23 protein-coding genes are annotated in these 26,882 nt (G+C 39.0%); 9 read left to right on the plus strand and 14 right to left on the minus strand.

All coding sequences use genetic code 11. The features are described from left to right. Window positions 1-36 precede the first annotated feature (36 nt). The 3 genes from lpxC to purC form a co-directional block, all read right to left on the minus strand. Window positions 37-888, minus strand: coding sequence for a UDP-3-O-acyl-N-acetylglucosamine deacetylase (lpxC, locus tag NSMS1_RS08155; RefSeq protein ID WP_224095168.1), 852 nt, complete (start codon window positions 886-888; stop codon window positions 37-39). A gap of 79 nt (window positions 889-967) precedes the next feature. After that, entirely contained in the window at window positions 968-3,484 is a 2,517-nt protein-coding gene (locus NSMS1_RS08160; protein ID WP_224095170.1) for a BamA/TamA family outer membrane protein, read from the minus strand. A 214-nt stretch (window positions 3,485-3,698) separates the two neighbouring features. Beyond that, window positions 3,699-4,436: a phosphoribosylaminoimidazolesuccinocarboxamide synthase gene (gene purC / locus NSMS1_RS08165; protein WP_224095172.1), complete on the minus strand. Its 738-nt coding sequence runs from the start codon at window positions 4,434-4,436 to the stop codon at window positions 3,699-3,701. A gap of 849 nt (window positions 4,437-5,285) precedes the next feature. Between purC and NSMS1_RS08170 the strand changes: the two genes are divergently transcribed. Next, on the plus strand, window positions 5,286-5,555 hold the full coding sequence (locus NSMS1_RS08170; protein WP_224092422.1) for a hypothetical protein: 270 nt from the start codon (window positions 5,286-5,288) through the stop codon (window positions 5,553-5,555). A gap of 257 nt (window positions 5,556-5,812) precedes the next feature. Here NSMS1_RS08170 and NSMS1_RS08175 read toward each other — a convergent pair whose 3' ends face one another. Together NSMS1_RS08175 and NSMS1_RS35040 are read right to left on the minus strand one after the other, a co-directional pair. Then, complete coding sequence (locus tag NSMS1_RS08175) at window positions 5,813-6,307, minus strand: tetratricopeptide repeat protein (protein ID WP_263432564.1); 495 nt, start codon at window positions 6,305-6,307, stop codon at window positions 5,813-5,815. A 14-nt stretch (window positions 6,308-6,321) separates the two neighbouring features. Beyond that, entirely contained in the window at window positions 6,322-6,771 is a 450-nt protein-coding gene (locus NSMS1_RS35040) for a tetratricopeptide repeat protein (RefSeq protein WP_263432565.1), read from the minus strand. A gap of 322 nt (window positions 6,772-7,093) precedes the next feature. Here NSMS1_RS35040 and NSMS1_RS08185 point away from each other — a divergent pair, with 322 nt between their 5' ends. Then, window positions 7,094-7,735, plus strand: a complete 642-nt coding sequence (locus NSMS1_RS08185; protein ID WP_224092423.1) for a hypothetical protein — start codon at window positions 7,094-7,096, stop codon at window positions 7,733-7,735. 138 nt (window positions 7,736-7,873) lie between these two features. Here NSMS1_RS08185 and NSMS1_RS08190 read toward each other — a convergent pair whose 3' ends face one another. Continuing rightward, a complete protein-coding gene (locus NSMS1_RS08190) occupies window positions 7,874-9,382 on the minus strand; it encodes a UbiD family decarboxylase (protein WP_224092424.1) in 1,509 nt (502 codons plus the stop codon). Between the two features lie 24 nt (window positions 9,383-9,406). On the opposite strand from NSMS1_RS08190, the gene NSMS1_RS08195 reads away from it, so the two are divergent. From NSMS1_RS08195 to pstB, 5 genes are all read left to right on the plus strand, one after another. Then, a complete protein-coding gene (locus NSMS1_RS08195; protein WP_224092425.1) occupies window positions 9,407-9,574 on the plus strand; it encodes a hypothetical protein in 168 nt (55 codons plus the stop codon). Window positions 9,575-10,052: 478 nt separating this feature from the next. Continuing rightward, window positions 10,053-11,096: a phosphate ABC transporter substrate-binding protein PstS gene (pstS, locus tag NSMS1_RS08200; protein ID WP_224092426.1), complete on the plus strand. Its 1,044-nt coding sequence runs from the start codon at window positions 10,053-10,055 to the stop codon at window positions 11,094-11,096. Between the two features lie 97 nt (window positions 11,097-11,193). Continuing rightward, window positions 11,194-12,168, plus strand: a complete 975-nt coding sequence (pstC, locus tag NSMS1_RS08205; RefSeq protein WP_224092427.1) for a phosphate ABC transporter permease subunit PstC — start codon at window positions 11,194-11,196, stop codon at window positions 12,166-12,168. Window positions 12,169-12,228: 60 nt separating this feature from the next. Next, on the plus strand, window positions 12,229-13,110 hold the full coding sequence (pstA, locus tag NSMS1_RS08210) for a phosphate ABC transporter permease PstA (RefSeq protein ID WP_224092428.1): 882 nt from the start codon (window positions 12,229-12,231) through the stop codon (window positions 13,108-13,110). A 122-nt stretch (window positions 13,111-13,232) separates the two neighbouring features. After that, entirely contained in the window at window positions 13,233-14,015 is a 783-nt protein-coding gene (gene pstB / locus NSMS1_RS08215; RefSeq protein WP_224092429.1) for a phosphate ABC transporter ATP-binding protein PstB, read from the plus strand. A gap of 94 nt (window positions 14,016-14,109) precedes the next feature. On the opposite strand, the gene NSMS1_RS08220 is transcribed toward pstB, so the two are convergent. After that, a complete protein-coding gene (locus NSMS1_RS08220) occupies window positions 14,110-15,021 on the minus strand; it encodes an IS982 family transposase (protein ID WP_224085629.1) in 912 nt (303 codons plus the stop codon). 928 nt (window positions 15,022-15,949) lie between these two features. Between NSMS1_RS08220 and NSMS1_RS08225 the strand changes: the two genes are divergently transcribed. Continuing rightward, window positions 15,950-16,735 (plus strand): phosphate ABC transporter ATP-binding protein, encoded by a 786-nt coding sequence (locus NSMS1_RS08225; protein WP_224092430.1) that lies wholly within the window; start codon window positions 15,950-15,952, stop codon window positions 16,733-16,735. A 276-nt stretch (window positions 16,736-17,011) separates the two neighbouring features. Here the strand turns inward: NSMS1_RS08225 and NSMS1_RS08230 are convergent, their stop codons facing one another. The 4 genes from NSMS1_RS08230 to petJ all read right to left on the minus strand — a co-directional run bounded on the left by NSMS1_RS08230 (window position 17,012) and on the right by petJ (window position 22,593). Further along, the gene (locus NSMS1_RS08230; RefSeq protein WP_224092431.1) at window positions 17,012-18,796 is read right to left on the minus strand and encodes a M61 family metallopeptidase; all 1,785 of its coding nucleotides are present in this window, start codon (window positions 18,794-18,796) and stop codon (window positions 17,012-17,014) included. Window positions 18,797-19,355: 559 nt separating this feature from the next. Next, window positions 19,356-20,039: a Crp/Fnr family transcriptional regulator gene (locus NSMS1_RS08235; RefSeq protein WP_224092432.1), complete on the minus strand. Its 684-nt coding sequence runs from the start codon at window positions 20,037-20,039 to the stop codon at window positions 19,356-19,358. Between the two features lie 622 nt (window positions 20,040-20,661). Continuing rightward, window positions 20,662-21,831 (minus strand): pilus assembly protein PilB, encoded by a 1,170-nt coding sequence (locus tag NSMS1_RS08240; protein WP_224092434.1) that lies wholly within the window; start codon window positions 21,829-21,831, stop codon window positions 20,662-20,664. 426 nt (window positions 21,832-22,257) lie between these two features. Beyond that, entirely contained in the window at window positions 22,258-22,593 is a 336-nt protein-coding gene (gene petJ / locus NSMS1_RS08245) for a cytochrome c6 PetJ (RefSeq protein WP_224092436.1), read from the minus strand. Between the two features lie 220 nt (window positions 22,594-22,813). Here petJ and NSMS1_RS08250 point away from each other — a divergent pair, with 220 nt between their 5' ends. Further along, window positions 22,814-23,614: a histidine kinase gene (locus NSMS1_RS08250; RefSeq protein ID WP_224092438.1), complete on the plus strand. Its 801-nt coding sequence runs from the start codon at window positions 22,814-22,816 to the stop codon at window positions 23,612-23,614. A gap of 287 nt (window positions 23,615-23,901) precedes the next feature. Here the strand turns inward: NSMS1_RS08250 and NSMS1_RS08255 are convergent, their stop codons facing one another. The 3 genes from NSMS1_RS08255 to NSMS1_RS08265 form a co-directional block, all read right to left on the minus strand. After that, on the minus strand, window positions 23,902-24,093 hold the full coding sequence (locus tag NSMS1_RS08255; RefSeq protein WP_096679044.1) for a YqaE/Pmp3 family membrane protein: 192 nt from the start codon (window positions 24,091-24,093) through the stop codon (window positions 23,902-23,904). Window positions 24,094-24,166: 73 nt separating this feature from the next. Beyond that, on the minus strand, window positions 24,167-24,580 hold the full coding sequence (locus NSMS1_RS08260) for a phage holin family protein (RefSeq protein ID WP_224092440.1): 414 nt from the start codon (window positions 24,578-24,580) through the stop codon (window positions 24,167-24,169). Between the two features lie 131 nt (window positions 24,581-24,711). Next, a complete protein-coding gene (locus tag NSMS1_RS08265) occupies window positions 24,712-26,871 on the minus strand; it encodes a Tex family protein (protein ID WP_224092441.1) in 2,160 nt (719 codons plus the stop codon). Window positions 26,872-26,882: the final 11 nt, after the last annotated feature.

The raw sequence follows: 26,882 nt of genomic DNA on the forward strand, positions 1-26,882 counted from the left end.
GTTGGTAATCTGGGGGTTAACTGAGGTAGTGGGGATTTAGTGAGTGACAGCTAAGATTTTTTGTGCCAGTTGAATGTGTAAATTATGGCTAGCTTTATACGCTAAAAAATGAGCGCGGGGAAAATACCCCAACAAACTCAAATCCCCTACTAAATCCAAAATTTTATGACGTACTGGCTCATTTGCAAATCTTAATGGTGGATTTAACCAGCCATCAGGGCCACAAACTAGCGCATTATCCAAACTACCACCTTTAATCAACCCAGATTTCTGTAAATATTCGATTTGATGTAATAAACCAAATGTCCGTGCTGGGGCAATTTCTTGGGCAAAGCTTTCCGCCGCTTGGTTCTGCTTGGTAGTTAGTGACCAACTGTGCCATTGATTACCAATGGCTGGTAAGTCAAAATCAATACCGTAGCTAAAGCGGGTTTCCGATGCTGGGATAGCAGCAACAAAAGCATCATCTTGATAAATCCAAATTGGTGCGGAAATATCTAAGGGAACTGAGTTATCTGTAACTACTTGGGGTGCTAAACCAACTTTGGCAATACTACTTACCCATTCTTTAGCTGAACCATCTAGAAGCGGCACTTCTGGACCATCTATTTCGATACGAGCATTATCTACACCCATCCCCGCCAAGGCTGCTAATAAATGTTCGACTGTACGCACGCTGACTTGATCCTTCCCTAACTGAGTGGAAAGGACAGTCTCATGCACAGCCGCAACTTGAGCCGGAATTATGGGTGAATCTGGTAAATCTACTCGCACAAAGTAACGACCACTACCAACTTCAGCAGGCAGTACCCGTACTTTGGTATTTACACCACTATGCAGCCCAACTCCAGTCAGCGCGATCGCTCCTGCTAAAGTGTGCTGTTTAATACCTTCCTCATTCATCTCTGGTAAAGACCCTGGTGTTGACTATGGACTGTGGACTGTGGACTGTGGACTAATGACCACTTTAAAATCTTTCACCGATACCGAAGTTAATTCGGCTATCACCATTATCATTGATACCGTAGTCGATCCGAATCGGCCCCAGTGGTGATTGTACTCGCACACCCAGACCATAGCCATAGCCAGTACCATCTTTATTCAGGACTTCAGCTACTTTGTTTCCGGTTCCTAAGTCAGTACCGACATCTACGAACAACGCACCACTGACTACAGAAAAGACAGGGAAACGATATTCCACAGTTGCTTGGACATAGCTACGTCCACTACCTAAAGCACCTTCTTCATAACCCCGTACTGAGTTACTACCACCAAGGCTAAAAGCTTCATAGGGAGGCAAATCACCAAAGACTGTACCGCCTTGGACATTAAAAGCTAGGGTTTGCGGGCCTTTAGTAAAATTAAGGAACTTCACAGGAAGATATTGACTATAGCTACCCCGGAGTCTAGTTAGGAAAATACTACCTGAGCCTACTGGTACTGATTGGTCTATGCCAAAACGTAAGTAAGAACCGCTAGTAGGTTGCAAGGGGTTATTGCGGCGATCGCGTTGCGCTCCCAATTGTAACAGCAATAGATCATCTTCTCCTGTACCTGAGAAGGTGAGGGGAACAAGATCGCTGATGCGGTTGCCATTATCATCAAATACAGCGCCTTCTTTTCTTAATCTCCCGTCAGCATCACGGGTAGTTACTCGCTGATACTGAAAACCGGCTGAAGCTGTCCATTCTGCTCTTTCAAAGGGATTAGGTGCAAGAGGACGGGTGAAGGTAACACCGCCGCCTAAACGAGTTACACGGGGACGATCTTGTCTGCCTGTATCGGTGGGATTATTCGGGTCAAAGGTTCTGAGGTCTTCGTCTGGCCCGTCAAAAATTAAGGAAATTGAACTACGGCGGAAAATATTTGCTGTGTAAGAAGTACGGTAAGGATCGCCTGCTATCCAAGGGTCAGTGAAGCGTAGGTCAAACAGAAATAGTTCATTTTGTCCTAACTGGACTTCTGCACCTAGTTTTTGGTTTCTGCCGTTGAGGTTCTGCTGTTGATAGCTGACTGTACCAAACAACCCACTAGCAGAACTAATACCAGCACCAGCCGCAATGGAACCACTACTCCGTTCCACAACGTTAACGACTACATTTACCTTGGTGGGGTCTGTACCTGGGTCAAGGGAAACGTTGACATCTTCAAACAATCCTGTGCCAAATACACGTTGTAAGTCTTTTTGTACAGTGTTACGGTTGAACACTTGTCCTGGCTTTAACTGCAATTCTCGCGTGACGATATATTCCTGCGTCCGTCCCCGAATTGGTTCTCCTTTCTCGTTAACATCCTGACCTTCTTTGTTGCGGAAGCGGACGTTAATATTTTCTACCACCCCTTCTGCTACTTGTAGGGTAACAACTCCATTTTCAGAAACTTGTGGCGCACCAACTACGTTAGCGAGGACGTAACCTTGGTCTTGATAGCGTTTTGTTAATTGCTTAATCCCTTCTTGTAAATCACGTAAATTAAGGATTGTGCCGTATTGTTTACCGAAGATTTCATCAGCAGTTGCTTGGGGTAATACAGATGGAACGTTACTACCTGGGTTAGCTTGAATTTGGACTTTGGTTAACACAGGGTTGGGTTGGACAATAAAGCTAACTCTCACCCCTAAAGGTGTATCTTCTGGTACTGCTTGGACGTTAGAGAAAAAGCCTGTGCCAAAGATGGCATTAATATCTTCTTGTAACTGGGAACGAGTGGTTGTCCGTCCAGCTTGGGTACGAATTACGTTGTAAACTTGGGTTTCTAATTCGGGTGTGAGTTCACCTGATTGGGGTCTAATCAGAACTTCTGACACTAATACACGGGGTTCGTTATTTTCCTGTGGAGTGGTGTTTGGAGTGTTAAAGTTTTGGTTTCCAGGGGTTGGCGCTGGGGTAGTGCCAGGGGTTGGTGCTGGGGTAGTTTCAGGGGTTGGTGTTTGTTGTTGTGTTGTTGGGAAAGTTACTCCAGGCTGGGTGGTAGGTTGCTGTTCTGGTGCTTGTACAAGTTGTTGTGCTGATGATCTGGCTACGGTTTGGGGATTAGGAATTGGGGAGAGATTTTCTTTTTTCTGCGGTGATGGCGATCGCGTTTCTTTAACTGTAGCTGTCTGAGTATTATTTAAAGCCTGAGCTAATTTTGTCCTCACTTCCACAGGCGATTTACTCACAGGAGGCTGTTCAACGCTCAAGCTTGTCGAGGTCGTGTCTTCTAATGTCGGTACAATGATCTCTTTAGTTGCTGTTGCTGCTGACTTTGTTGATTTTTCTGAGGAAAATTCCCCATCTGGGGACGGAACATCTATCAGTGCTTTAACAGTTGTTGAATCGGACTGAGATTGTGAGACATTTTGTTCTAGCTGCTGAGTTGTTGCTGCTGGGAACGCCTCTAATGTTTGTTCTAAACTGCTAGGAGTTTGAGCATTAGCATTTAAAGAACTGGTTAAAGGTGCTGTAATTGCCACAGCTGCCACAAATACGGGAGATAAACGCATCTTCATTTAATTCCTTTCCTTCTCTTCACTCCACACACACCATTAACGGGCAATTGCCGTTTTAGTCATTAGTCATTAGTCATTAGTCCACAGTCGAAAGGCAGAAGAGGCTAGGTAGAGGATTTTTCCCCTGCCCCCTGCACCCTGCCCCCCTGCATCTTTCTCATCCCCCCATCTCCACTTGCTTAATAATTAAATTTAGATTGTCATTAATTTAACTTTTAATCTCTACTGCTTGTAGTACTCTTTGTAAAACCTCCTGGTAAGCATCTTCTACATTTCCCAAGTCTCGCCGGAAACGGTCTTTATCCATGACTCGACGATTAGGGTCGGTTTCTGTAGTGTTCCACAAACGGCAGGTATCAGGGCTAATTTCATCAGCCAAAAGCAATTGTTGTTGTGAATTTAAACCAAATTCTAGTTTGAAGTCTACTAGGGTAATACCACAACGCTGCCAGAAGTCTTTGAGGAACTCGTTAATTTGCAATGCTAGATGGGTAATTTCATCTACTTGTTCCGGTGTCGCTAGTTCCATCAACAGCAGGCGATCGCGTGTTAGTAGTGGATCTCCCAGTTGATCGTTTTTATAATAAAACTCTACTAGAGGCTGTTTTAAAACTGTACCTAGTTCTATGCCTGTTTGCTGACATAAACTGCCAGCCGCAATATTACGGATTACTACCTCTAAGGGTAAAATTTTGACTGCTTTCACCCGCATTTGGTTAGGGCTAGGGCTATCAATATAGTGAGTTTTAATCCCCGATGCTTCTAACTGCTGAAATAGCTGACTAGAAATGCTACAGTTTATCCTCCCTTTACCAAGGATGCTGCCGCGCTTTTGTGCGTTGAAAGCAGTAGCATCATCCTTAAAATCAGCCAGTAATATTTCTGGGTCGTCGGTAGCGTAGAGAATTTTCGCTTTGCCTTCGTATAGCTTGGAATGAACAGACATGGTGGGAGGTAAGGTTTGAGCAATGAGCAACTTTTGCCCTTTCGAGCTTCACCATTTTATCTTTAGTTATCACCATTAGCTATTCGCTTGTGTCAGTACCGATTTTGGATTCATGAAATTAGAAGCTACATCAAAAATGATGAATCTCTGACAAAAGTCCGCTCTCTTAACTTTTTTAGAGGTGATTAAACGCTAAATTAGCTCTCTCTTTTAGTAGAAGACTACCAATAAATAATTACGGTAATCTCATATTATTAATGTCATTTTTTATATAAGTATTAAAATATATGAAAATAAAAATAATTTTTGTAACTAATTAAATAGTTTAGTAGCAAAAAGTATATATTAATACTCTATTTGGTGAAATTGAAGATTATCTTTCAGTTTATAGATTGTGAAATTGAAGATTGGGCAAATTAGTTACTCTTAGGAGAGAAATCAACTACTTTACTTTTTAGCTTTGACAATTAACCTTGTAGAAAATGCTTATTTCAAAGATATTTTCAGTGTAAATACTAATTTTGAATGCCAAACTGTTACATTGTCGCATCCATATGGTTATCAGAGTGGTTGAATAAATAAAATTTGTTTGACTCTGGTTTGAAAGAGCGGATTTGATAAAATATCAAAAAAGGTTTTGCCCAGATACTTTGAAGATGTATTGCATAATACAAGAAATGAAATAAGCATTTTTAAATAATCAAATATAGTTGGTTTCAGTTAAATCAATCAAGAAGCGGTTGCTATTAGTAGTAGGGTGTGTATCACAAAGCTTATTTGTATAGGCTGCTAGTAATTTAGCTTCAGCTATTAAACCAGAAGGAGTCGAATTATATGGAGAAAACAACCATGAACAAAGAAAATTTCCTCTATCCCCGTGGGCGTTACTATGGTCAAGTAAAGCCAGAAAACTTAGTCTTTAATGCTAATTTACAAGAATTTGCACAAAAAATAAGTTATATTTGCAATTTAGAAACGAATGGGAAATTATCGCCTGAAGAAGCTTACGAGCAAATCAAAGGTCTGTGGAAAGAATTAAAACGTACGAAAAAACAACTGCAAATTGGGGAAAAACCGTTTCAGAACGATGATGGTAACTCTGAAAATTTTGACAAGTAAAATAATAGGTTAGCAGGGAAGGATATAAGAAGATTTTAGCTTTCTTCCTCTCATAATTAAGTATTAAACTTACTAGATGACTGGGAGCTTTTGAAGCTAGTAATTTTACCTATTTTAATATAATATTTGTTGTATTAATTGTAAAGATTACGGAGGAAAGCGATCGCTATAATTCCCGATTGAAAAGTGAGTTTGCTAAACCTCTCCCTCCTAACCTTTCTGAAAAAACCTTTGCAAATAGTATTGGTGTTTAAATTTTACTGTTGTGATTTCGCAGCATCGTGCAAATCTACTAAATTGTGACGCACACTAGCAGTATAAGGATGATCTATCCCTAATCGTCGCTCTAAAATATCCAAAGCTTGGATGAACAAAGCCTCAGCTTCGCTATATAAACCTTGAGAATAGTAAAAAAATGCCTGATTGTTAAGACTTATAGCAACATCGGGATGTTCTTCTTCCCACAATTGGCGTGTAATTACCAAAGTTTGGATAAAGACAGCTTCAGCTTCATTGAATTTGCTCTGACAGTAGTAAAGGACAGCCAGGTTGTTGAGGCTTGTAGCAACATCGGGGTTTTCTACTCCCAATAGCTTACTTTTAAGATCCAACGCCTGCAATAAAAAGCTTTCAGCTTGTTGGTATTTACCTTGAGAACGACAGATTTCTGCTCGGTTGTTCAGATGGGTGGCAACATCAAGATGTTCTTTTCCTAATAACTTCCTTCTAATAGCTAAAGCTTCAATATACAAAGGTTCGGCTTGGTTTATTTACCTTGGGAACAGTAGAAATAAGCTAGTTTGTTGAGACTAATAACTACTTCAGAATGTTCTGTGGCTAACAGTTTACGTCTAATTGCCAAGGCTTCGATGTATAACGGTTCTACTTCGCTATATCTACCTTGAGAACGGTAGAAATATGCTAGTTTGTTGAGGCTAATAGCAACATTAAGATGTTCTCCCCATAACTTGCGTGTAAGTTCTAATGCTTTGAAGTAAAAATATTCAGCAGGGCCATTTATACCTTGAGAATGATAAAAAGTTGCTAAGTTGTTAAGGCTAGTAACAACTGTTGGATGTTCTTCTCCCCAACGATTTTTAGCAAATTCTAAACATTGTATATAACAACTTAAAGTTTGCTGATATAAACCTTGCTCCTGATAAGATCGAGCGTTATTAACAAAGGATGAAATTAAATCATCTTTACTCAAGTTCATAAATAGTTTAAGTATTTAATTATACTATTATTTATGAGATATATAGGACTGATATAGGAATCCAATTTGATTTCTGTATCCCTTACGGGAGCGTAGCCATAAAATTCTCAGTATCTGTAGGGCGCAGTGCATCGGCAAAACCATGAGCTGATGGGCAATGCCCACCCTACTAACGTTTCTAGGCTAAAATGTTGCCTCATCTGCGTTCATCTGTAGCGATAAATTCAGCGTTTGCTTGCCGTTAGTGGTAAACAGAGGCTAAAATTTCGCAAAATTGGGGAACTGGGAGTTTATTTTTTGTTTCAAGATATGGGTGTTGCTAATGCTCACACATTTTGGTGAAATCTCTGTAGAAATAAATATGGTCTATTCCAGCTTGACGCTTCTTGCCAGCACAGCCATTAATTCTTTTAAATACAAACTCCTAACCCAACCCAAAACTGTTTGCATTGATGAGGCGATCGCTCAATTAGAATCAGAGGTGGCTGAATTGGAAAAATATGGACAAGAGTTATTAGCCCACAAACAGCAACAACAACAAGAAATGTTACAAGAAACAGTCACCCAAGGCATTGAAGAATTGGATATTTTAGCAAATAAAATTAATACTTTGGCTAGCCAATTAGAAGCGGAAATGTCCAATTTTAAAAAGATTGCTGTTAAGGTTAATCGCTCTTACCAAAACCTTCAGCAACTTTCTGACTCCCAACTTATGGAATGGAATGAATCTACGCTACGCCACTCTCGAACTATAAATATTTGGGAAGTTCATAATATAGCTATTCCCATCGTAATGAAACAAGGGAAAAAATTTATTATCACAACTAAAATAGTTGACCTGTTTAAAGCAGAAGAAATTGATGCCAAAACAAAAGCAAAACTTGCACAAAAGCGTAGGAGCGCATTAGAGGCTTGGTTAGTCAAACAAAATTCTTTTAAGGATAATTTAGATTGCTACAAATAAATTGAACGCCTTAACACACCCTACTTAAGATTTACTTTATAAATAGTCTCTTATATTTGCATTCTTATATAACTTTGAAGTGACGGTTTTAATGTTATCTGTAGGGGCGTATGTGCGCCCCTACCCAGGTATCTGCCACTATCTCATATCGTAACCAAACAGATTAGGGTCAACTTCCCCTAATTGCAAATCAGCTAAACCATACTCCGCCCATCGCCTTTCTACCATTGCAGCAACATCTGCATCAGACTCTAAAGGCGCACCCCATTCATGGTCTGTTTCTGGGGGAATCTTGGTAGTAGCATCAATTCCCATCCGTCCACCCAAGCCGATTTTTTCGCTAGCAAAATCTAAAGTGTCAAATGGCGTGTTTGGCAGGATGAATACATCCCTTGTAGGGTCAACTTTAGAACTGATTGCCCACACTACCTGACGCGGGTCACGGATGTTAATGTCTTTATCAACAACGATGACAAATTTGGTGTAAGTGAATTGGGGTAAGGCACTCCAAAAGGCCAAAGCTGCGCGTCTTGCTTGTCCGGGGTAGGCTTTATCAATGGAAATAATGGCCGCTTTATAACTGAGGGCTTCCATTGGTAAGAAGAAATCGACAATTTCTGAAACTTGTTGACGTAAAATTGGGGTATAAATCCGGTTAAGCGCGATCGCCATCATCGCTTCTTCTTTGGGTGGACGACCGCTAAATGTGGTCAAATAGATCGGGTCTTTGCGGTGTGTCATGCACTGGAAACGAATTAATGGAGAATCTTCCACGCCGCCGTAATAGCCCATGTGGTCGCCAAAGGGGCCATCAGGTAAAATTTCCCCTGGTGTAATTGTCCCTTCTAAAACAAATTCGGAATCTGCGGGTACTTCTAAATCTACCGTTTTACACTTAGCTAACTGCACACCGGAACCGCCATACAGCCCAGCAAATAACCACTCTGATAAATCTACAGGGATGGGTGTAGCGGCTGCCATGATAATTAAGGGATCTACACCAAGTGCGATCGCTACCTCTAATTTTTGACCACGTTCAGCCGCCTTACGTAAGTGTCTCGCCCCACCCCGCACCGATAACCAGTGGACTGTCATCGTATTTTTAGACTGCAATTGCAAGCGATAGACACCCACATTTGGCGTACCCGTTTCACAATCCTTAGTAATTACCAGTCCTAGCGTAATAATTTTGCCAGCATCACCAGGGTAAGGACGAATCAAAGGTAATTTATTGAGATCCAAGTCATCACCTTGAATCACCACCTGCTGACAAGCTGGAAAAAAGTCTCGCCCTGGTTTAGCCTTGATGACATCGAACAGCACTTTACCAAAATCTATAGCTTGAGAAATTTTCTTTGGTGGTTTTGGTTGTTGCAGCATACTCAGCTTTTTACCCAGAGTCTCCAACTCTTGGGGTTGCTGCATATTCATCGCCCAACATATTCTCTCCACCGTTCCCATCAAATTAACCGCCACGGGGAAAGGTGAACCTTTAACGTTTTCAAATAACAAACCCGGCCCACCTCGTTGCAGCATCCGGTTAGAAATCTCAGCAATTTCCAAATCTGGTTCAACCAAGGCAGAAATCCGCCGCAATTGCCCTTTATCTTCCAAAATCTTAATAAATCCCCGTAAATCTCTGGCCATAGTCAAACTAAATATTTAAGAAGTGTGAAGCGCCCTCTTATATTATTAGCCATTGGCTGTCTTTGTGTGTGGGGGGATGAGGAGGATGAGAGAGATGTGGTTCTCTGCGTTCGCGGAGCGTGTCGGAGACAGACGCTCCGCGTAGCTTGCTTCCACGGAGTGGTACGGCTACGCTCACCAGCCGGGAAATGAGGGGCCGAGGAGAATAACTGTTGACTGTGGACTATTGACTAATAACTAATGACCAAATTTAACTTGATATTAACCAGATAACTGAATTTTCTTAACCCTTTATCAATGCCAACTCCGCTATTGTATTTACGGTTAGGCATTATTTCTTATAAATAAGCACTACCCCGATCAAACATGGCGAGAATATACCGTGCCTTCCTGGCAGGCGCACTGCTGATTTTGCCCCTGCTAGGTTTATTTATTGTATATATTTAAAATTATTTATTCTTGACTTTGTTTATAGGAATTTAGATTTAGTAATTATTGCTTCATAGATTTTTCTTTAAAAATTTATTGAAAAATAATAGAAAGAAAAATTAATAATTTAAATATATCTTAACCAATGCTTAAACTTTTATTAACCTGAATAAAGTGTGATAAAAGTAACATAATCATGCTGTGATAAAAGCTGCAAGTAATCCTTAAATTACGAGGTAATATGAACTTCTCTGCCACCGCTTTACAGCGTGTATTTACTGCTGCTGTGGTAACATCTGCTGTTGCCGTTAGTCCTCTTTTTAGCGCGATCGCGCAAGCCCAAACTCTTAACGGTGCAGGAGCGACTTTCCCCGCTCCACTTTATGAAAGGTATGCGCGTGAAGTTAAAAAGAAACATCCAGAACTAAAAATTAACTATCAAGGAATTGGTAGTGGTGGTGGTATTCGCCAAACAATTGCCGGGACTGTTGACTTTGGTGGTAGTGATGCTGCAATGACCGATGCAGAAATTGGTAAAGTCAAGAATGGTGTAATTCTTGTACCTACAGCCGGTGGTGCAGTTTCTGTTGTTTATAATCTTCCCGGTGTCAATAATCTCCGCTTATCCCGTGCTACATTACCAGCTATTTTTGCTGGTCAAATTACTGAATGGAATGATCCCAAAATTAAGGCAGATAACCCTGGTGTAAATCTACCAAACCAACCAATTAGATTTGCTGTCCGTGCTGATAGTAGTGGTACTACCTTCATTTTCACCAATCATTTAAGTTCTGTTAGCCCTTACTTTAAAGGTAGAATTGGCGCTAACACTGCACCCAAATGGACTTTACCCAACGTCCTCAAAGGTAAAGGAAACCCTGGTGTAGCTGCTTTAGTAGCTCGTACTCCTGGGTCTATTGGTTACGTTGAATATGCTTACGCTGCTAAAAATAACCTGAGATCAGCACAAATCCAAAATAAAAAAGGAGAATTTGTTGCTCCTTCTCTGCAAACAGCTAACTCTGCACTATCAACCGTCAGTTTCCCAGACAATTACCGTGTATTTGTGGGTGATCCCAGCCAAGGTTATCCCATTGTCGGACTCACCTGGATGATGGTTTACAAACAGTACGCAGATGCGGCAAAATCTCAAGCCGTTAAAAAATGGGTTAACTGGGTTTTAACAGACGGTCAACAATATAATGATGACCTCAATTACACCAGAATCCCGGCTGGTGTGGCTAATCGTATAATGCAAACAGTTAATGGCAACGTCAAACCATAGTTTAAGGTTCTGACTTTTACTTCTCTAAATTGGGTGGACAGGTAGTCCACCCTTTAAGAATATAAATATTTTTAATAATGTAGTATCTAAAATTTACATGACAAATTTATCGCCTGCCGATTTTGATAATGAAAATCTGGGATTAACAGATAACGATGGCGCGAATTTTTGGTTAGACAGGGGTTTTACATGGCTAGTCTATACCTTTGCAGCGATCGCAGTAGCTGTATTATTCTTAATGAGTTGGATTGTATTCCTTGAAGCCAGACCAGCTATCGAGAAGTTTGGGCTTGGTTTTATTTGGGGACAAGATTGGGATACAGCTAATGAAATTTTTGGCGCATTACCTTATATATATGGAACTTTGGTAAGTAGTGCGATCGCTATTATCTTAACTGTGCCTGTGAGTATAGCAGTTGCCTTAGTAACTAGCGAAAAATTCTTACATCCATCAATCCAAACGGCATTAGCATTTATCGTTGAATTAATTGCAGCTATCCCTAGCGTCATTATTGGCTTGTGGGGAATTTTCATTTTTATTCCTGTTTTGGAACCTCCTCAAAAGTGGTTAGCAAGTAACTTTAAATGGATACCAATATTTAATTCTCAATTTCCCGTAGGTACAAATATGCTAACTGCGGGAATTATTCTTGCCATTATGATTTTGCCGACAATGGCAGCTATTAGTCGTGATGTATTGCTGGCAATACCCAAAGAACTACGCAGTGCTTCTATGGCGTTGGGTGGTACTCGCTGGGAAACAATATTCAGAGTATTATTACCAGCCGGATTTTCAGGAATTGTCAGTGCAGCCATGCTGGCGTTAGGAAGGGCTTTAGGCGAAACAATGGCTGTAACTATGGTAATTGGCAATTCTGCACAAATTAGTCTTTCCTTACTAGATCCCGCTTACACAATTCCTGCTGTCTTAGCTAACGAATTTGCCGAAGCACAACCGGGATTACATATTGGTGCTTTGTGTTATCTAGGCTTAATATTATTTGCCGTTACTCTAGGTGTAAATATTGCCGCTAGGTTATTAGTTCAATGGGTTGGGAGGAGAAATAGGTAGTTATTTAGTCAATAGTCAATAGTTAAAGTCTCCCTAGTTCTTACTCCCCATTTTCTCAATATGAGTAATTATCAATCATCAGAAATCAATAAAGCTATAGTCTCGGAGTTAATAAGTCCTCTACCACCCAGAAGGCTTATATTTACTTATTTAATGAATGCTCTTGCTTTTGCATTCTCTGCTTTAGCAATAATTCCTTTATTTTCAATTATTTGGGAAATTATTAGCCGAGGACTTGTTGGTTTAAAACCACAAATGTTTGTCAAAGCAGTAATTGATAATGGCTTTGGCAACGCCATTTTAGGCACTATTACAGTTGTAGCTATTGGTTCTGTATTAAGTATTCCTATAGGTTTATTTACAGGCATATTTCTAGCAGAATTTGGTCAAACTAGTCCCATAGCTAAGTTCGTGCGGTTTATTGTTAGTGTTCTAACTGGTGTTCCTTCAATTGTGGTGGGGATATTTGCTTATGGTTTGATAGTTTTAGCTACTAAACAATTTAGTGCGATCGCAGGTGGATTTGCTTTAGCCACAATCATGTTACCAATCATCGCCCTAACTACAGAAGAAGCCCTAAAACTTATTCCCATAGACCAACGCCTCGCCTCAGCAGCTTTAGGCGGAACACGTTTTCAAACTACTTTTCGTGTAGTTGTGACTGCTGCGCTACCCTCGATTACTACAGGTATTTTACTTGCTGTAGCTCGTGCGGCTGGTGAAACAGCACCCCTAATCTTCACAGCTTTGTTTAGTCTAGACTGGTCAGGCGGATTATTTGGCCCTACAGCTTCCTTACCAGTCTTAATTTATAACCTCTACAATGACCCTGACCCCGAAAGAAATCAGTTAGTTTGGACAACTTCTATAGTTTTACTTGGTTTAGTGTTGAGTGTTAGTTTAATTTCTCGTTTATTTACTCGTAAGAAGAAGATTAAATAAAAATCGAGTTTTTCATCAAGACTTTATTCCTGTTTTAAAACTATACGAACACGACAAAACCTAAATATACACACCGTCATACCTAGCAGCATATTTTACTTATACCAATCTAAGCAATCATCATGAATCAAAAGTTTATCCCGGCAATTAAAGTTAAAAATCTTAGCTTTTATTACAATACTTCCAAAGCCATTGAGGGCATTTCAATGGATATTTACCAAAACCATGTAACAGCAATTATTGGCCCTAGTGGTTGTGGTAAATCAACATTTATTAAAACTCTTAACCGTATCAGTGAATTAGAAGGCCCTGTCAAGGTAGAGGGAAGCGTAGATTTTTTTGGTCAAAATATTTATGACCCAAAGGTCAATATCAATAGACTACGCCGCCAAATTGGTATGGTTTTTCAAAGACCAAATCCCTTTCCCATGAGCATTTATGAAAATGTCGCTTATGGTGTGAGAATCTCTGCTAGAGTACAGCAATCAGATTTAGATGAAATTGTCGAGTCTGCTCTTAAAGGTGCAGCTCTGTGGCAAGAGGTTAAAGATAAACTCCATAAATCAGCTTTAGGACTTTCTGGAGGTCAACAACAGAGGCTTTGTATTGCGCGTGCTTTAGCAATTAAACCGAAAGTCTTATTAATGGATGAGCCTTGTTCAGCGCTTGACCCCATCGCCACAATGAAAGTTGAAGAACTGATCCATAGTTTACGCTCAGAATTGACGATCGCGATCGTTACTCATAATATGCAGCAGGCAACTCGCGTCTCTGATTTCACTGCTTTTTTCAGCACTGATGAAAGTCGTATTGGTCAAATGGTTGAATTTGGCGCAACCACTCAAATCTTTAGCAACCCCATCGACCCTCGCACACATGATTATGTTTCTGGGCGGTTTGGCTAATACCAAATTTGGATTGAAAGGCTTGAGTTAGGAAGCAGGAGGGAAGAAAGTTTAGTCTATTTTAGTTTTGTAATATAACGTGAGTTCGACGGAGCTAAAAAATGGCAGGAGGTAGAGCAGGCAAGTCTTTTGGATAAATATCAATAGATGGTTTTTTAGGCAAATAAGTATAAGCTGCCAAGCCTGCCATTAAATTAACCAAAAAGTTAAGTGGACTACGATGTCGAGAGTGTTCTATTTGACAAATATTTTTGAGATGGTCATTCACTGATTCAATGACTGCTCGTTTACGTAACAAAATTTTATCAAGCAACTTGACCAAGCGATTTTTCATGTTTTTCTTGGATTTAGTAATTAGCTCTAAACCTCGTTCGTATAACTCTTCAAATAATTTTTGTGAAACATATCCTCGGTCACCAAACAGTTTGCCAATCAAATCCTCAGTCATTTCTGGCACTGGCTTGCGGTCATCTACGTTGGCAGAAGTTAATTTAAATGCCAACAATTCACCTTGGTCATTAATTATCAAATGAAGTTTGAATCCGAAGTGCCAACCGACCGAGTTTTTGCCCCAATTTACTAATCCTTTAAATACTTTATGTGCATGGGCGCGGCAATTATGGCACACATTAATAGGCGTTGAATCAATAAAACTAATTCCCGTAATTTCTCCTGTCCTTGTATGCAAAAAGCAGCACAACAGCATTAAGCACCACGGCATCAATTCTACAAATCTGTTGTAGCTCACCAAGTTGGGAAATGCCCCACGCCAACCAGGTAGTACGTGCAATGTATAAAATTCCTTAAATGTTCGATATCCACTACCATGAAAGGCAATGACTATTGTCATCACTTCCGATATGCTCATCCTTGAGCGACTACGACGTTCTCCTGTTATCGATGGTAGCTGTGGGATCACTTGCCATAACTGTTCCCACTGTTTACAGAAATCATCTACATCACAGAATACTTGTGTAATATCGAGGCGAGATACAATAGTAGACATAGCCGAGACCCTGATTTTGTAATGATATTTTTTAGTCTCGGTCTTTTTTATGTTTTTTTCACCCTCTTGCCATAAATTTTACTGTTCTTTGATTTCCTTGTTCGCCAATTCCTTTTTATACTAGCTTTCTGGCTTTCTTCTCTCATCGAACTCACGTTAATATAGGTTAGTTTTTTCCCACCGTTCTACTGAAATCAATACAAACTATCCCGATTTGTAATTAATTCTTCATTAAGCAAAAAATAAATAGGTAGCAGATGTAATTTAATTGTGTCTAAGCAGTTATTAATTGGTTGATGACATTATTTGTATACTGAAATATTAATTTCTTAGGTAAAATTCCTGTGTGCGAAGGGCATTATGTCTTTCGCAAAGTTTTCATGAGGATGAGGAATTTTAAACAACATTTTCCCTACATCTTATGAAATAGAAGTTATTATATATCGTGTAAAATTAAGATACATGGGTATTTTACATGCTACATAAGTAGTATGTAATTTATATTATTTTACGCTGAATCTATCAGGTTTTTGGGCAGAAAAACCAAAATCATTCAGTAGATATACTGTTTACTAGTGTTCAACCCAATAAAGTTAACTTGTTGCTTGATACCAGTATACACAAGTCAATTTAAGCCTATGAGCAAAATACTACCTTGAACCAGACTTACAAGTAGGTAATAAGTTAATGATCTTCTAAACTGCTTGATTTTAACTAGCTGATATCTTACCACATTTATTTTTAAAGGAAAACCATTTTGATACAAATATTTGTCTAAAAAATACTGCTATTTAGCTATAAATGAATATTTCCTGGTATTCCTGATTTGGAACCATGATTATTCAATATTGGCTTCACAAACCGTGAAACAGCAGCACTGATTTTTACTAATTTGTCAAGTCAATATTTTTGATAAACATTTCTCAGCATGAATAAACTAATTCCAGCCATCAGAGTCAAAAATCTCAGCTTTTACTATGACACCCAGAAAATACTAGAAGAGGTGTCAATGGATATTTATGAGAATAAAGTGACTGCAATTATTGGCCCTAGTGGTTGTGGAAAATCTACTTTTATTAAATGCCTCAATCGGATGAATGAACTAGAAGCCGAAGTGCGAGTTGAAGGCAGAGTAGAATTTTATAATCAAAATATTTATGAGCGTCGGGTTAACTTGAATCGGCTACGCCGACAAGTAAGTATGGTACATCCCAAACCTAATCTTTTCCCCATGAGTGTTTATGATAACGTTGCCTATGGAGTGAAAATAGTTGGTTGGCGACCAAAATTAGAGATAGATGAAATTGTCGAGTCTGCCCTAAAAGAGGCTGATATTTGGGATGAAATCAAACATAAAATATATAAATCAGCGTTAGACCTTTCTGGTGGTCAGCAACAGCGTCTATGTATTGCCCGTGCTTTAGCTGTGAAGCCAAAAGTTCTGTTAATGGATGAACCTTGTTTTGGTCTTGATCCCATAGCCAGCATGAAGGTAGAAAGCTTAATTCAAAGTTTACGTCTTCGTTCTGAACTAACAATGGTAATAGTTAGCCACAACTTGTCTCAAGTTGCTCGCGTATCAGATTTCACAGCTTTCTTACAGCCTAATGAAAATCGGATTAGTCGGATGGTTGAATTTGGTCTGACCAAGAAAATGTTTAATACTCCTGCTGATTCTCGTACTCGTGAATATGTGTTAGCCCGTATGGGGTAATATCAATTCAAAATTCAAAATTCAAAATTCAAAATTAAGAAAGTGATACTTAGCATAGATTTGGGCGTTTGCATTTGTATCATATTTTTCATGAAATGGTGTGAATCAGAATTTTTCCTTTGTCCTCCTCGTCTTCTCTGTCCCTACCCCCTATAAACACATAGGGGAGAATAATCACGCATAACTTGACTAATCTCCCCCATCTTTGTATTTAGTTACTTTCCGCACCTGAATGTGAATCACAGGGAACACAAAATAAGAATTTTGCTATTGTTACTAACCAACACCAGATATGGAAGCACCTAACCAGCCGGCAAAGTTTGCTTGCTGTGTGGCATCGGGATTTTGCACTGGTAATAGCTGGTATTTTGTGGGTCGTGGTGAATCGAGAGTTACGGAATAAATACGTAGTTCATCTTGGTGGAAAACTGCTACCTGAATAGTATCATTTGCTTGATAATCTTTGAGGCGATCGCTCAATTGATGGGCTGTGATTTTAATACCGGCGATCGCTAGTAGTTCATCACCTGCATCAATCCCTGCCAGTTGTGCCGGTGAACCAGCTTCGACAAATTTAATTACTTCCCGGCCATTTTCCGTATTTACCTTGATTCCCAAGTAAGGTTCTTCCTCTCTTTCTGTAACCAACTGCAACCCAAAAGGTTCTAAGTATTGGTTAAATGGTAATTCTTCTGTGCCATCGATATAACGGGCAAAGAAATCTGTCAAATCAACCCCAGCTACCGATTCAATTACCGCCTGTAATTGTTCTGGAGTGTAGCCAATCTCGGCTTGACCAAACTTTTGCCACATTTGCCGCATCACATCATCCAAAGAACGCTGATTGCGATACCGCGCCCTAATTAGCAAATCTAGCAACAAAGAAACCATCTCTCCCTTTAAGTAGTAGGAGACTTGGGAATTGCCTGTATTGGTATCTGGGCGATAAAGTTTAATCCACGCATCAAAACTCGATTCAGACAGTGGCTGTACTTTCCGCCCTGGTGTGGTTAATAATCTAGTTATTTCCTTACTCCAATAGTTTAAGTAAGCCTTGGCATCATAAATGCCTGCTCTTAAAGGAATCAATAAATCGTAATAACTAGTAGTCCCCTCACAGAACCATAGAGAAGGTGTGTAATTTTCCTGATCGTAGTTAAACACTTCCAAGGCTTGGGGACGGATGCGCTTAACATTCCACAAGTGGAAGAACTCGTGTGCTACTAACTGGATGAAACGTTCGTATTTATCTTGAGAGCGGAATCCAAAACGCTGATAGATTAGAGAGCAGCAATTTTTATGCTCTAAACCTCCGTAAGCTTGAGCAAATAGATGCAGCAAAAAGACGTAGCGCTCATAAGGCAATCCGCCAAACATTTGCGCTTCTACTTGGATAATTTTTTGGGTATCTCTAATTAGCTGCTGTACTTGATAATTACCTTGTCCCCATATTGCCAGTTCATGAGGTTTTCCTAATACCTCAAAGTGATATGACTGGTGTTCCCCAATCTCAAAAGGACTATCTACAAGCGTATCAAAATCAGCCGCATAGAAAGTATTAGATTGCTCATTGACAGTAGGTAAGGGAGTAGTTATCCGCCATTGAGGATAGGGTGGGAGGACGGTAACGCGGATTGGTAAATTTTCCCATCCAGGTATTCTAAAAAACAATGCGGCCCCATTGAAGTAACCGTGAGTAGCATCTAAATGATTGGTTCTTACCGATAGTTCGTTTGCAAAAATTCGGTAGCGCACCGTTACTTCTGACACATCACCCTTATTGATTTGCCAGTGGTTTTTACTGATTTTACGCCAAGGTAGAACTTTATCTCCTGCAAAAGCAGTGAAATCTTGTAAATTCTTGGCGTACTCGCGCACCAAATATGATCCTGGTGTCCACACCGGCATTCTTAAGTCAAGAATTGGTGATGAATAGTTTACGATTTGCAAACTCACCTCAAATAGATGCGTCTCTGGTTGGGGCATTGCCACCAAATAATTAATCGTCGGCACGGTGTCCTGAACGCCAATATCGATACGAGGTGCTGTCGCTTCAGTCATCTGTAGTTAAAAGTGATAAGTTCTCAGTCAAAAGTCAATACCATACATAGTTAATAGTTAATAGTTACTGGTCAATAGTCAATAGTTAACCAATGCAGACTCAGCATTTTGGGGCGCATTGATACTAATCACAATGACACAGCCAGTATCAATCAGCCTACTAAAAGAAAACTCTCTAGTGCCAGCTATTACTGGGTTTCGCTCTTGCGGAGGAGACTTGCACAGCATTAACAGCCTATTTTACAAAGTTCATTTATTATATAAACGTAACATAATTAAATATTACGTTAAAATGAATTAACGCAGATTAAAAATTTAATATTTTTGTAATAATTCAGCATATGCAGCCTGAACACTAGCTTTTTTCTCCAAACCTCAGCACTCATTAATACCTGGTAATATATAAATTTTATCAAAACTACTATTAATTACAGACTAGGTATAGTCTCAGGAAAATGCAACTGCCACCAAATTCAAAGTTGATAAAATCTACTTTATAGATATTTGGGTAATATGCTGCTAATAATCGGAAAATATACACATTACAACGAATATTTTCTTAAACTTTCCCTGCTAAATTTAATAGTTGTTTAAAGTTTATGAGATAAATAATATCATTAACGTTATCAATTTTAATCCATCCCTTTTCATCTAACTTTTTCATAATTTTACTAGTTTCTTCAACACTAATTTCTGTAACTTCTGCTAAATCTTTGAAGGGAATATTAAAAATTTCCTTGCCGATATTCGATTCATGACCGTAACTTTCACCCAAACTAATTAAGGTGTGGGCTAATTTAACAGCCGGTGGTGAAGAACGAATTTGTAAACGTTGATTAATGTGTCGTAGCCTTCGCACCATGAGTTGTAGCATTCGATGATGCAACTGTGGATCTTTAAAAAGAATTTGAATAAAACGTTCTCTGGAAACGCTCAGTAATTTGACAGGCGAAAGAGCGATGACATCAGTAGAACGCGGAGATTCATCTAAAATGGCCATTTCTCCAAAAAAATCACCCTTGCCTAAAATTGCCAAAGCAACAGAATCATCACCACAAGTACGGCGTACTTTGACCCATCCAGACACAATAAAATAAACTGCATTACCCCAGGCATCTTCCATTAAAACTGCTCTACCTGTGGGATATTCATGATCGATTGCAACATTGAGTAGCCATTCTAAAGTTTGTGGGCTGGCTGTACTCAATAGGGGAAAAATATCACTAAAAATTTCAGTTTGCATGAAATATCTACTGAGAGTGAATTTGTTAAATAAAAAATAGAATATCTATTATAAGTTTTCAATTCAAAATATGGACATATATTGAGAAAAAACTGTAAATCTTCAGAGACTATTTATAAGGTAATTCTTAAGTAGGGTGCGTTATGGCTTCAGCCTAACGCACCGTTAGATCAGATGGTGCGTTAGGCGCTTCTATCAAATTTTTCATGAGAATTTATAGTCAAAGTCTGTGCCTAACACACCCTACAAGAATTTTATTTTTACTTTATAAATAACCTCTTAGATACTGATTTGCTTATTGGCGCAATGTATTTAAGAGTTTATCCATAAATATATTATAAAATAGGAAATGTATGAATAAGAACAGGCTCAAAAGCTGCTTTTCATAAAGATTTTATAATGAATCTATAGGGCTAGTACCTTAGATGGAACAAGTAAGAGTAGTACATCTTGCCTATGTAAAACCTTAAGTATAAATGTAAATTTGTCTTATATTTTTCATGATTGATTCCTCTCCTAACTGTTATTATTCTTAACTGTAAATTGGTCAAAGATAGTCTGGCTTGTCATTACAACATAACAATTATGGTAAAAATCGAAATCAGAGGTTTTACTGACGGCGTTATAACTTACTAACTGATTGTTCTTCATTATTATCCGTCAGTATTTTAACTTGATGGTCTAATTTTTCGACCAATCGAGTTAGGGTAGACAAAGCCTCTGATTGCTCAGATTTGAGGTGAGGATTCAATTGTAATTTTTGCTGTAACTCGTGCAGTTTATAAGTTAGTTGTTGGGAAATACCGATAACATCTCGACTCAGATGAGCTAACTGTTGCTGTTGATAAAATTTTAAAGCTGCGCCTCTAAGTACTTGTAATGTAGCCTCTTCGCCATTTAGCCCCGGCATTACACGTATACGCAATAATAAACGGCTGTCTTGGTATTGACATTCTTTTTCTATCTGTTGTGGTTCTGCAACTATACCCAAAGGAATTGCCGCAAAACGCTTCAATTCATTAAGCACTCCTTGAAAAGTAGACAAGGGTAAATTTTCTAATATGGACTGCAAAACTCCATTGTCACTCCAGATGATTCTTCCCCTGTATGGTTGTCTCTCCAAATACAAACGACCAATTCCCCCACCAAGAACTCGCCCTAGTAATTCTTCTAATAATTTTTTCGGTGGTAGGTTTATCAGTGCTTCAATAGGACTAAATAGTTCTGGCGTTTGTACTTGTAAAACAGTCAAGTCATTCAAGAGAACTGTGGGTGTTTCTTGGCTGGCAGTGGTTTCTAAAACATTATTGCTAGGTTGGGAATTACTTTGTGAATGGGAGATTTCCACAATGGCTGTTTCTAACTCCGAAGATTTGTGTAAGTAGGAGTTCGTATTTATACTCTCTAGTAAATGTGAACGTGTATCTAGCTGTTGTGCTGGTTTGGCTTCTAGGTCTGATGTGTTCTTATTGCTGAGGTATTTGGAAAGTAAAGTACGGTGAATTTCATCTGTAATTTTTTGGGTATTCATTGTGCCTTTAATATATGACACAATGCGGTTTACATATTCTAATGCGCCACTATCTTCTGGATTCACCATACCCAGCGATAGCTGATTATCTTGTAATTTTAAAGGCAAAATTTGGTGGTACAGGCAAACCTCAAAAGGCAAGAGACTGTCAATTAGTTGGAATATCTGCTCAAATTGAGACTCTGGCAATTCAGTAAGAGTGGGGTTAAATTGTTGTCTAGTTACTCCGGTATCAGCTGGTTTACCCTCTGAAGACCACATAGGTTTGCTTATTTTGTGTTTCTTTATATTCTATTTGGCAATTTGAGACTTGGCAGTCAATAAATATACTGAGTTAAACGAGCAACATTATTTAACGGTACTAAAACTAAAGCAGGTTATATCAATTTGAACAATATTTGCAACACATCCATTATCTGTAGGGACGTACATCTGTGCGCCCCTACTTAATCTCCCTTTTTAGTGGATGTTGTTCTTGAGATACAGTGTTATGTTGATCATCGGCGATATTCATCACCGCAATCACCGATTAATTGATACAAATTGCGTGATTGAGTAGAGATAGTGTTGATGCGATCAGTGAAGCTGGGCGTTCCGCGATCGCCATCTGCTGTATCTAAACTAAAACTAAATACCTTGGCGTTATCTTCAATATGTTCTGATCATTTTTTTTTAATTTTGAATTATCTATCGCCAGCCTTTTTCCGCTTGTTCTAGAACATAAGCCGCGACATCTTGTATTTCCTGTACGCTGAGACGGTCTTTATAAGCGGACATATTATTTTTACCATTAGCGGTGATAGATTCAACCGCTTCTAGAGAATCCATACCATATTTTTTTAATGCCTTCTTGTGCAAGTTCTTACCCCGTCTGACTATATTCCCACCATTCATATGACAACCAGCACAGTGAACTTTAAAGAGTTGTTCACCATTGGTTGTGTCTGCTGCTTTTACAGGTGAGGTGAAGGTGTAGAAGCAGAATAAAAGAGTTACTAATAGTAATTTGAGTAGTTTCTGCACTTAGCATCTCCGATAATAGTTTATTTTTCAGCAAAAATTATTATAAACATATTTATCTTCCCATAGGAGGAGAGCAATTTGTATATGACTTTCTTTAGTTAGATTTATTGAAGTTTATGTCGGAAGGAAGTAACCCAAGTATTATCTATTTATTCATAATATTAATGGAAGAATATCAGCAAAAATTTTATCCATATTATCTAAATCACGAGAGTTGAAAATGGCTAATAATATCAAACAACAAATCCAAGCAGATTTACAACAAGCAAAAGCAACTGGACAGTTAAAAAGCGAGCGAATTAGGGAAATTGTAAGAAGCGCAGTGGCTCAAGTATCTGCTGAGTTAAAAGAAGGGTCTAGTGAAATCCGTTCCCTTGTTAAAGATGCAGTTTCTACCGTAATTGAAAATCTGCAAGATAAAGGTACAGAGATTAAAGAAGAAGTAACAGCATCAATTGAAGGTGCAATTGAGGGAGCGAATACAAAAAGACACGAAGCTATAGTGAAAACTCAGTCTGAATTGCAGAGATTGCAAGCTCAAATTGATGGGGAAGAAGAGAAAATTCAGCAAGAAGTTGATGTAATTTTAGCGGAAATAGCCGAAACTGGTCAGGAAAAAACTGCCAGTACTAAAAATTCCATTGATGCTGCCATTGATGCTATCAAAAATAGCGATGAAGTTTCATTATTGCAAAAACGTTACGCACAATTACAAGCGCAATTATCAATTGTTAGAGCTAATTTAGCAGCACGTTACGGCGGACGTTCTGAAGAAGTCAAGAATTATCTAGACGAAGCTAAAACTTGGTATGAGCAGGCTCGTCCACAAGCAGAAGCCTTAGCTACACAAGTTGAGCAAAAAAGAACGCAAATCGATAATAAGCTTAGTGAAGCTGGCACATCCTTAGCTAGAAAAGAACACCAAATTAAGCAAACCCTACGCGAGTTATTACTAGCTACTGCTGATTTGTTTAAGGATAAAGACCATTCAGAACAAGATAAAACAGTTAGCCGTAAATAGTCAATCACAGATGGCAGGGAATTGCCTTAAAAGCCTTTATTGTCAATGTTTCGTAATTAGTTAATGTTTTAATCTATGTAGCGATCGCTATAATTAACAATATCCCTGGCTTACCGAAAGCAGGGATATTTATTATTGTGAAGTATTCATTGTTTGTCCACAGTATTTGGTGTTTATAGTGAATTTATTATCTATTCTTTTTTTACTGCCATACAAACAAAAAATAGGTAGGAATAACCCACCCATTTAACTAATCCAAAGATGTGGCATTAACTTTTAAACTAAACTTAGTAAATATCACCCTCTCTGTTGAATTGTTCATCATGTTTAGCAATCACCCAAACAGCATGGATGCTACCGGGAAGCCAACCTAAAACTGTTAACAAGATATTAATTAACAAAGTTGGGCCAACACCAACGGTCAAGAAAACCCCCAATGGAGGTAAGACTAAACCAAGAAGAAGACGAAGTAATTTCATGATATTTCTGTTACTTTTCAAAATTTACTTACATTGTCAAGAATTAACCAAACTACTAACTCCATCTCAGGAATTATCTAGAAGTTAATTCACTTTGTTGAGAAGGTAATTCAGCTTGAGTTGTGGTGCTTCCGCTTAAAACATTTTTCTCTACAAAGTAGTTGTTAATGAATGTGCTAGCGAAAGAAAGCACAACTGGCCCCAAAATAAAAGCGAGAAGACCGTGAGCGCTAAAACCGGGAACCAACGCTGCTGCTAACGTGAAACACAAACCGTTAACAATTAGAGAAAATGCTCCAAAAGTTACAAAGTTAAGCGGTAATGACAGAGCCGAAAGAACTGGTCTAAATGAGCTATTGATGAAACCAACCGCAACAGCAGCAATCATCGCAGCTGGGAAGTTAGCAATATTGACACCGGGTACTACTAAGTCAACAATTAATAGGCTTAGTGCTGTAGCTAAAACTGTTAAAAATGTTCCCAACATTTTCTTACCTAAAATTCAGTGATAAAGTTTTTCAATGTTCTATTACTATCTTGAATATTTAGCTAAATATCAGCATCTCTTACAAGATAGATAGCTTGTCTATCATCTGGAATATTTAGGTAATTCGTCATTTACTGTTTAACGGCTTTTATCGACAAACTAATCCGCTTTAATTTGGCGTTAACTTCTAGCACACGCACTTTTACCACTTGTCCTACTTTCACAATTTTCTTAGGGTCATCAACAAATCTGTCAGCTAGTTGGGAGATATGCACCAAACCGTCTTGGTGTACACCAATATCAACGAATGCGCCAAAGTTGGCAACGTTGGTAATAATACCTTCTAATTCCATTCCTTCTTGTAAGTCGGTGATTTCTTTAATCCCTTCTTTAAAGGTGGCGTATTTAAATTCAGCACGGGGGTCTCTCCCTGGTTTCTCTAACTCACTGAGAATGTCGCGCAGTGTGGGTTCGCCAACGGTATCGGTAACATATTTCTTCAAGTTGGCTTTCTTGAGCTTTTCGGCTATCTGTGTGACTTGATTTAAAGGTACATTTAAGTCAGAGGCGATCGCTTCCACTACGGCATAACTTTCTGGATGCACGGTTGTATTATCCAAGGGGTTCTCACCGCCACGAATACGCAAAAACCCAGCCGCCTGTTCAAAAGCTTTCGGCCCCAACTTGGGAACCTTCAACAGTTGGCGACGATTCTTAAAAGCTCCATACTGATTACGATAAGCGACAATATTGTTAGCTACTGCTGGTGTAATCCCAGAAACAAAAGTTAACAGTTCTTTAGAAGCAGTATTTAAGTCTACACCTACGTAGTTAACACAACTTTCCACAGTCTCATCTAACTTCTTTTTCAGCAACTTTTGATCAACATCGTGCTGATACTGTCCCACACCAATCGACTTGGGATCAATTTTCACCAGTTCCGCTAAGGGATCTTGTAAACGCCGACCTATACTAATTGCACCGCGCACCGTTAAATCTAAATCAGGAAACTCTTCTTGTGCTACTTTGCTTGCAGAATATATAGATGCGCCAGACTCATTCACCATCACCTTGATAGGTTTCCGGTCTAGTGCTTGTAATACTTGCGCCACAAACTCATCAGTTTCGCGGGAGGCTGTACCGTTACCAATTGCAATAAACTCAACCTTATATTTCTCAATCAAATTTTTGAGTGTTTGCGCTGCTTTTGTGCGTTGTTCCGCCGCTTGGTGAGGAAATACCGCCTGATATTCTAAAAACTTCCCAGTTTGGTCAATAATAGCTACTTTACACCCAGTTCTAAAGCCAGGGTCAATTGCCATAGTTGGTTTCATCCCGGCCGGCGCAGATAGCAGCAACTCACGCAAGTTTATTTCAAACGTCTTAATAGATTCAATATCCGCGTAGGTTTTCTTCTCCGCAATTACTTCGCTGATCAGGGAATTTTTCATCAGACGGTTAAAAGCATCCTTCAACATCGCTTGATAAAAATCTCGAATTGCGCGGACTTTTGTCTTAATTTCTTGAGATTCCAGGTAAGAAAGTATTAAATCTTCCTCAAAAGCAATATCAAAGCTTAAAATTCCCTCAGCCTCACCTCTACACAACGCCAACAAATTATGAGGAGCAATATTTCTAACTTTCGCTTGATAGTTGCGGTACATTTCAAATTTGGTTGTACCTTCTGGATACTCATCTTTAATGTGGGAAATAAAAACCCCATCTTCTAAGAGATAATCTCGAATATAGGCACGTAAATCAGCTTTTTCTGCCACTTCTTCCGCTAAAATATCAGCCGCACCCTTAAGTGCTTCATCAGCGCTGGTGACTCCGTTTGTTTCCGAAATAAATTTTGCTGCTTCATCTTGTAGCGATGCAGCCACAGAATTTTTTAAATTCAAAGATTTAATAAAATCTGCTAGAGGTTGTAGTCCTTTTTCTCTCGCAATAGTCGCGCGAGTGCGGCGCTTAGGACGGTAGGGTAAGTATAAATCCTCAAGTTCAGTTTTTTGTAAACAAGATACTATTTTTTCTTTTAGCTCATCTGTCAGTTTATTTTGTTCGGTAATAGCTTTTAAAATTACCGCCTTTCTCTCTTCTAATTCTGTTAAGTAAGTATACCTATCAGCTAAATCACGCAACTGCACTTCATTCATCTCATCAGTGCGCTCCTTACGATAACGTGCAATGAAGGGAATAGTCGCACCTTCCGCCAAAAGTTCCAGCGCGTTTTGCACCTGATAGGGTTTAAGTTCTAGTTCAGTTGCTAATAGTTGAGGAATGTTCAGCATTGAGTAATTAA

Source organism: Nostoc sp. MS1, assembly GCF_019976755.1.
Taxonomy (GTDB): Bacteria; Cyanobacteriota; Cyanobacteriia; order Cyanobacteriales; family Nostocaceae; genus Trichormus.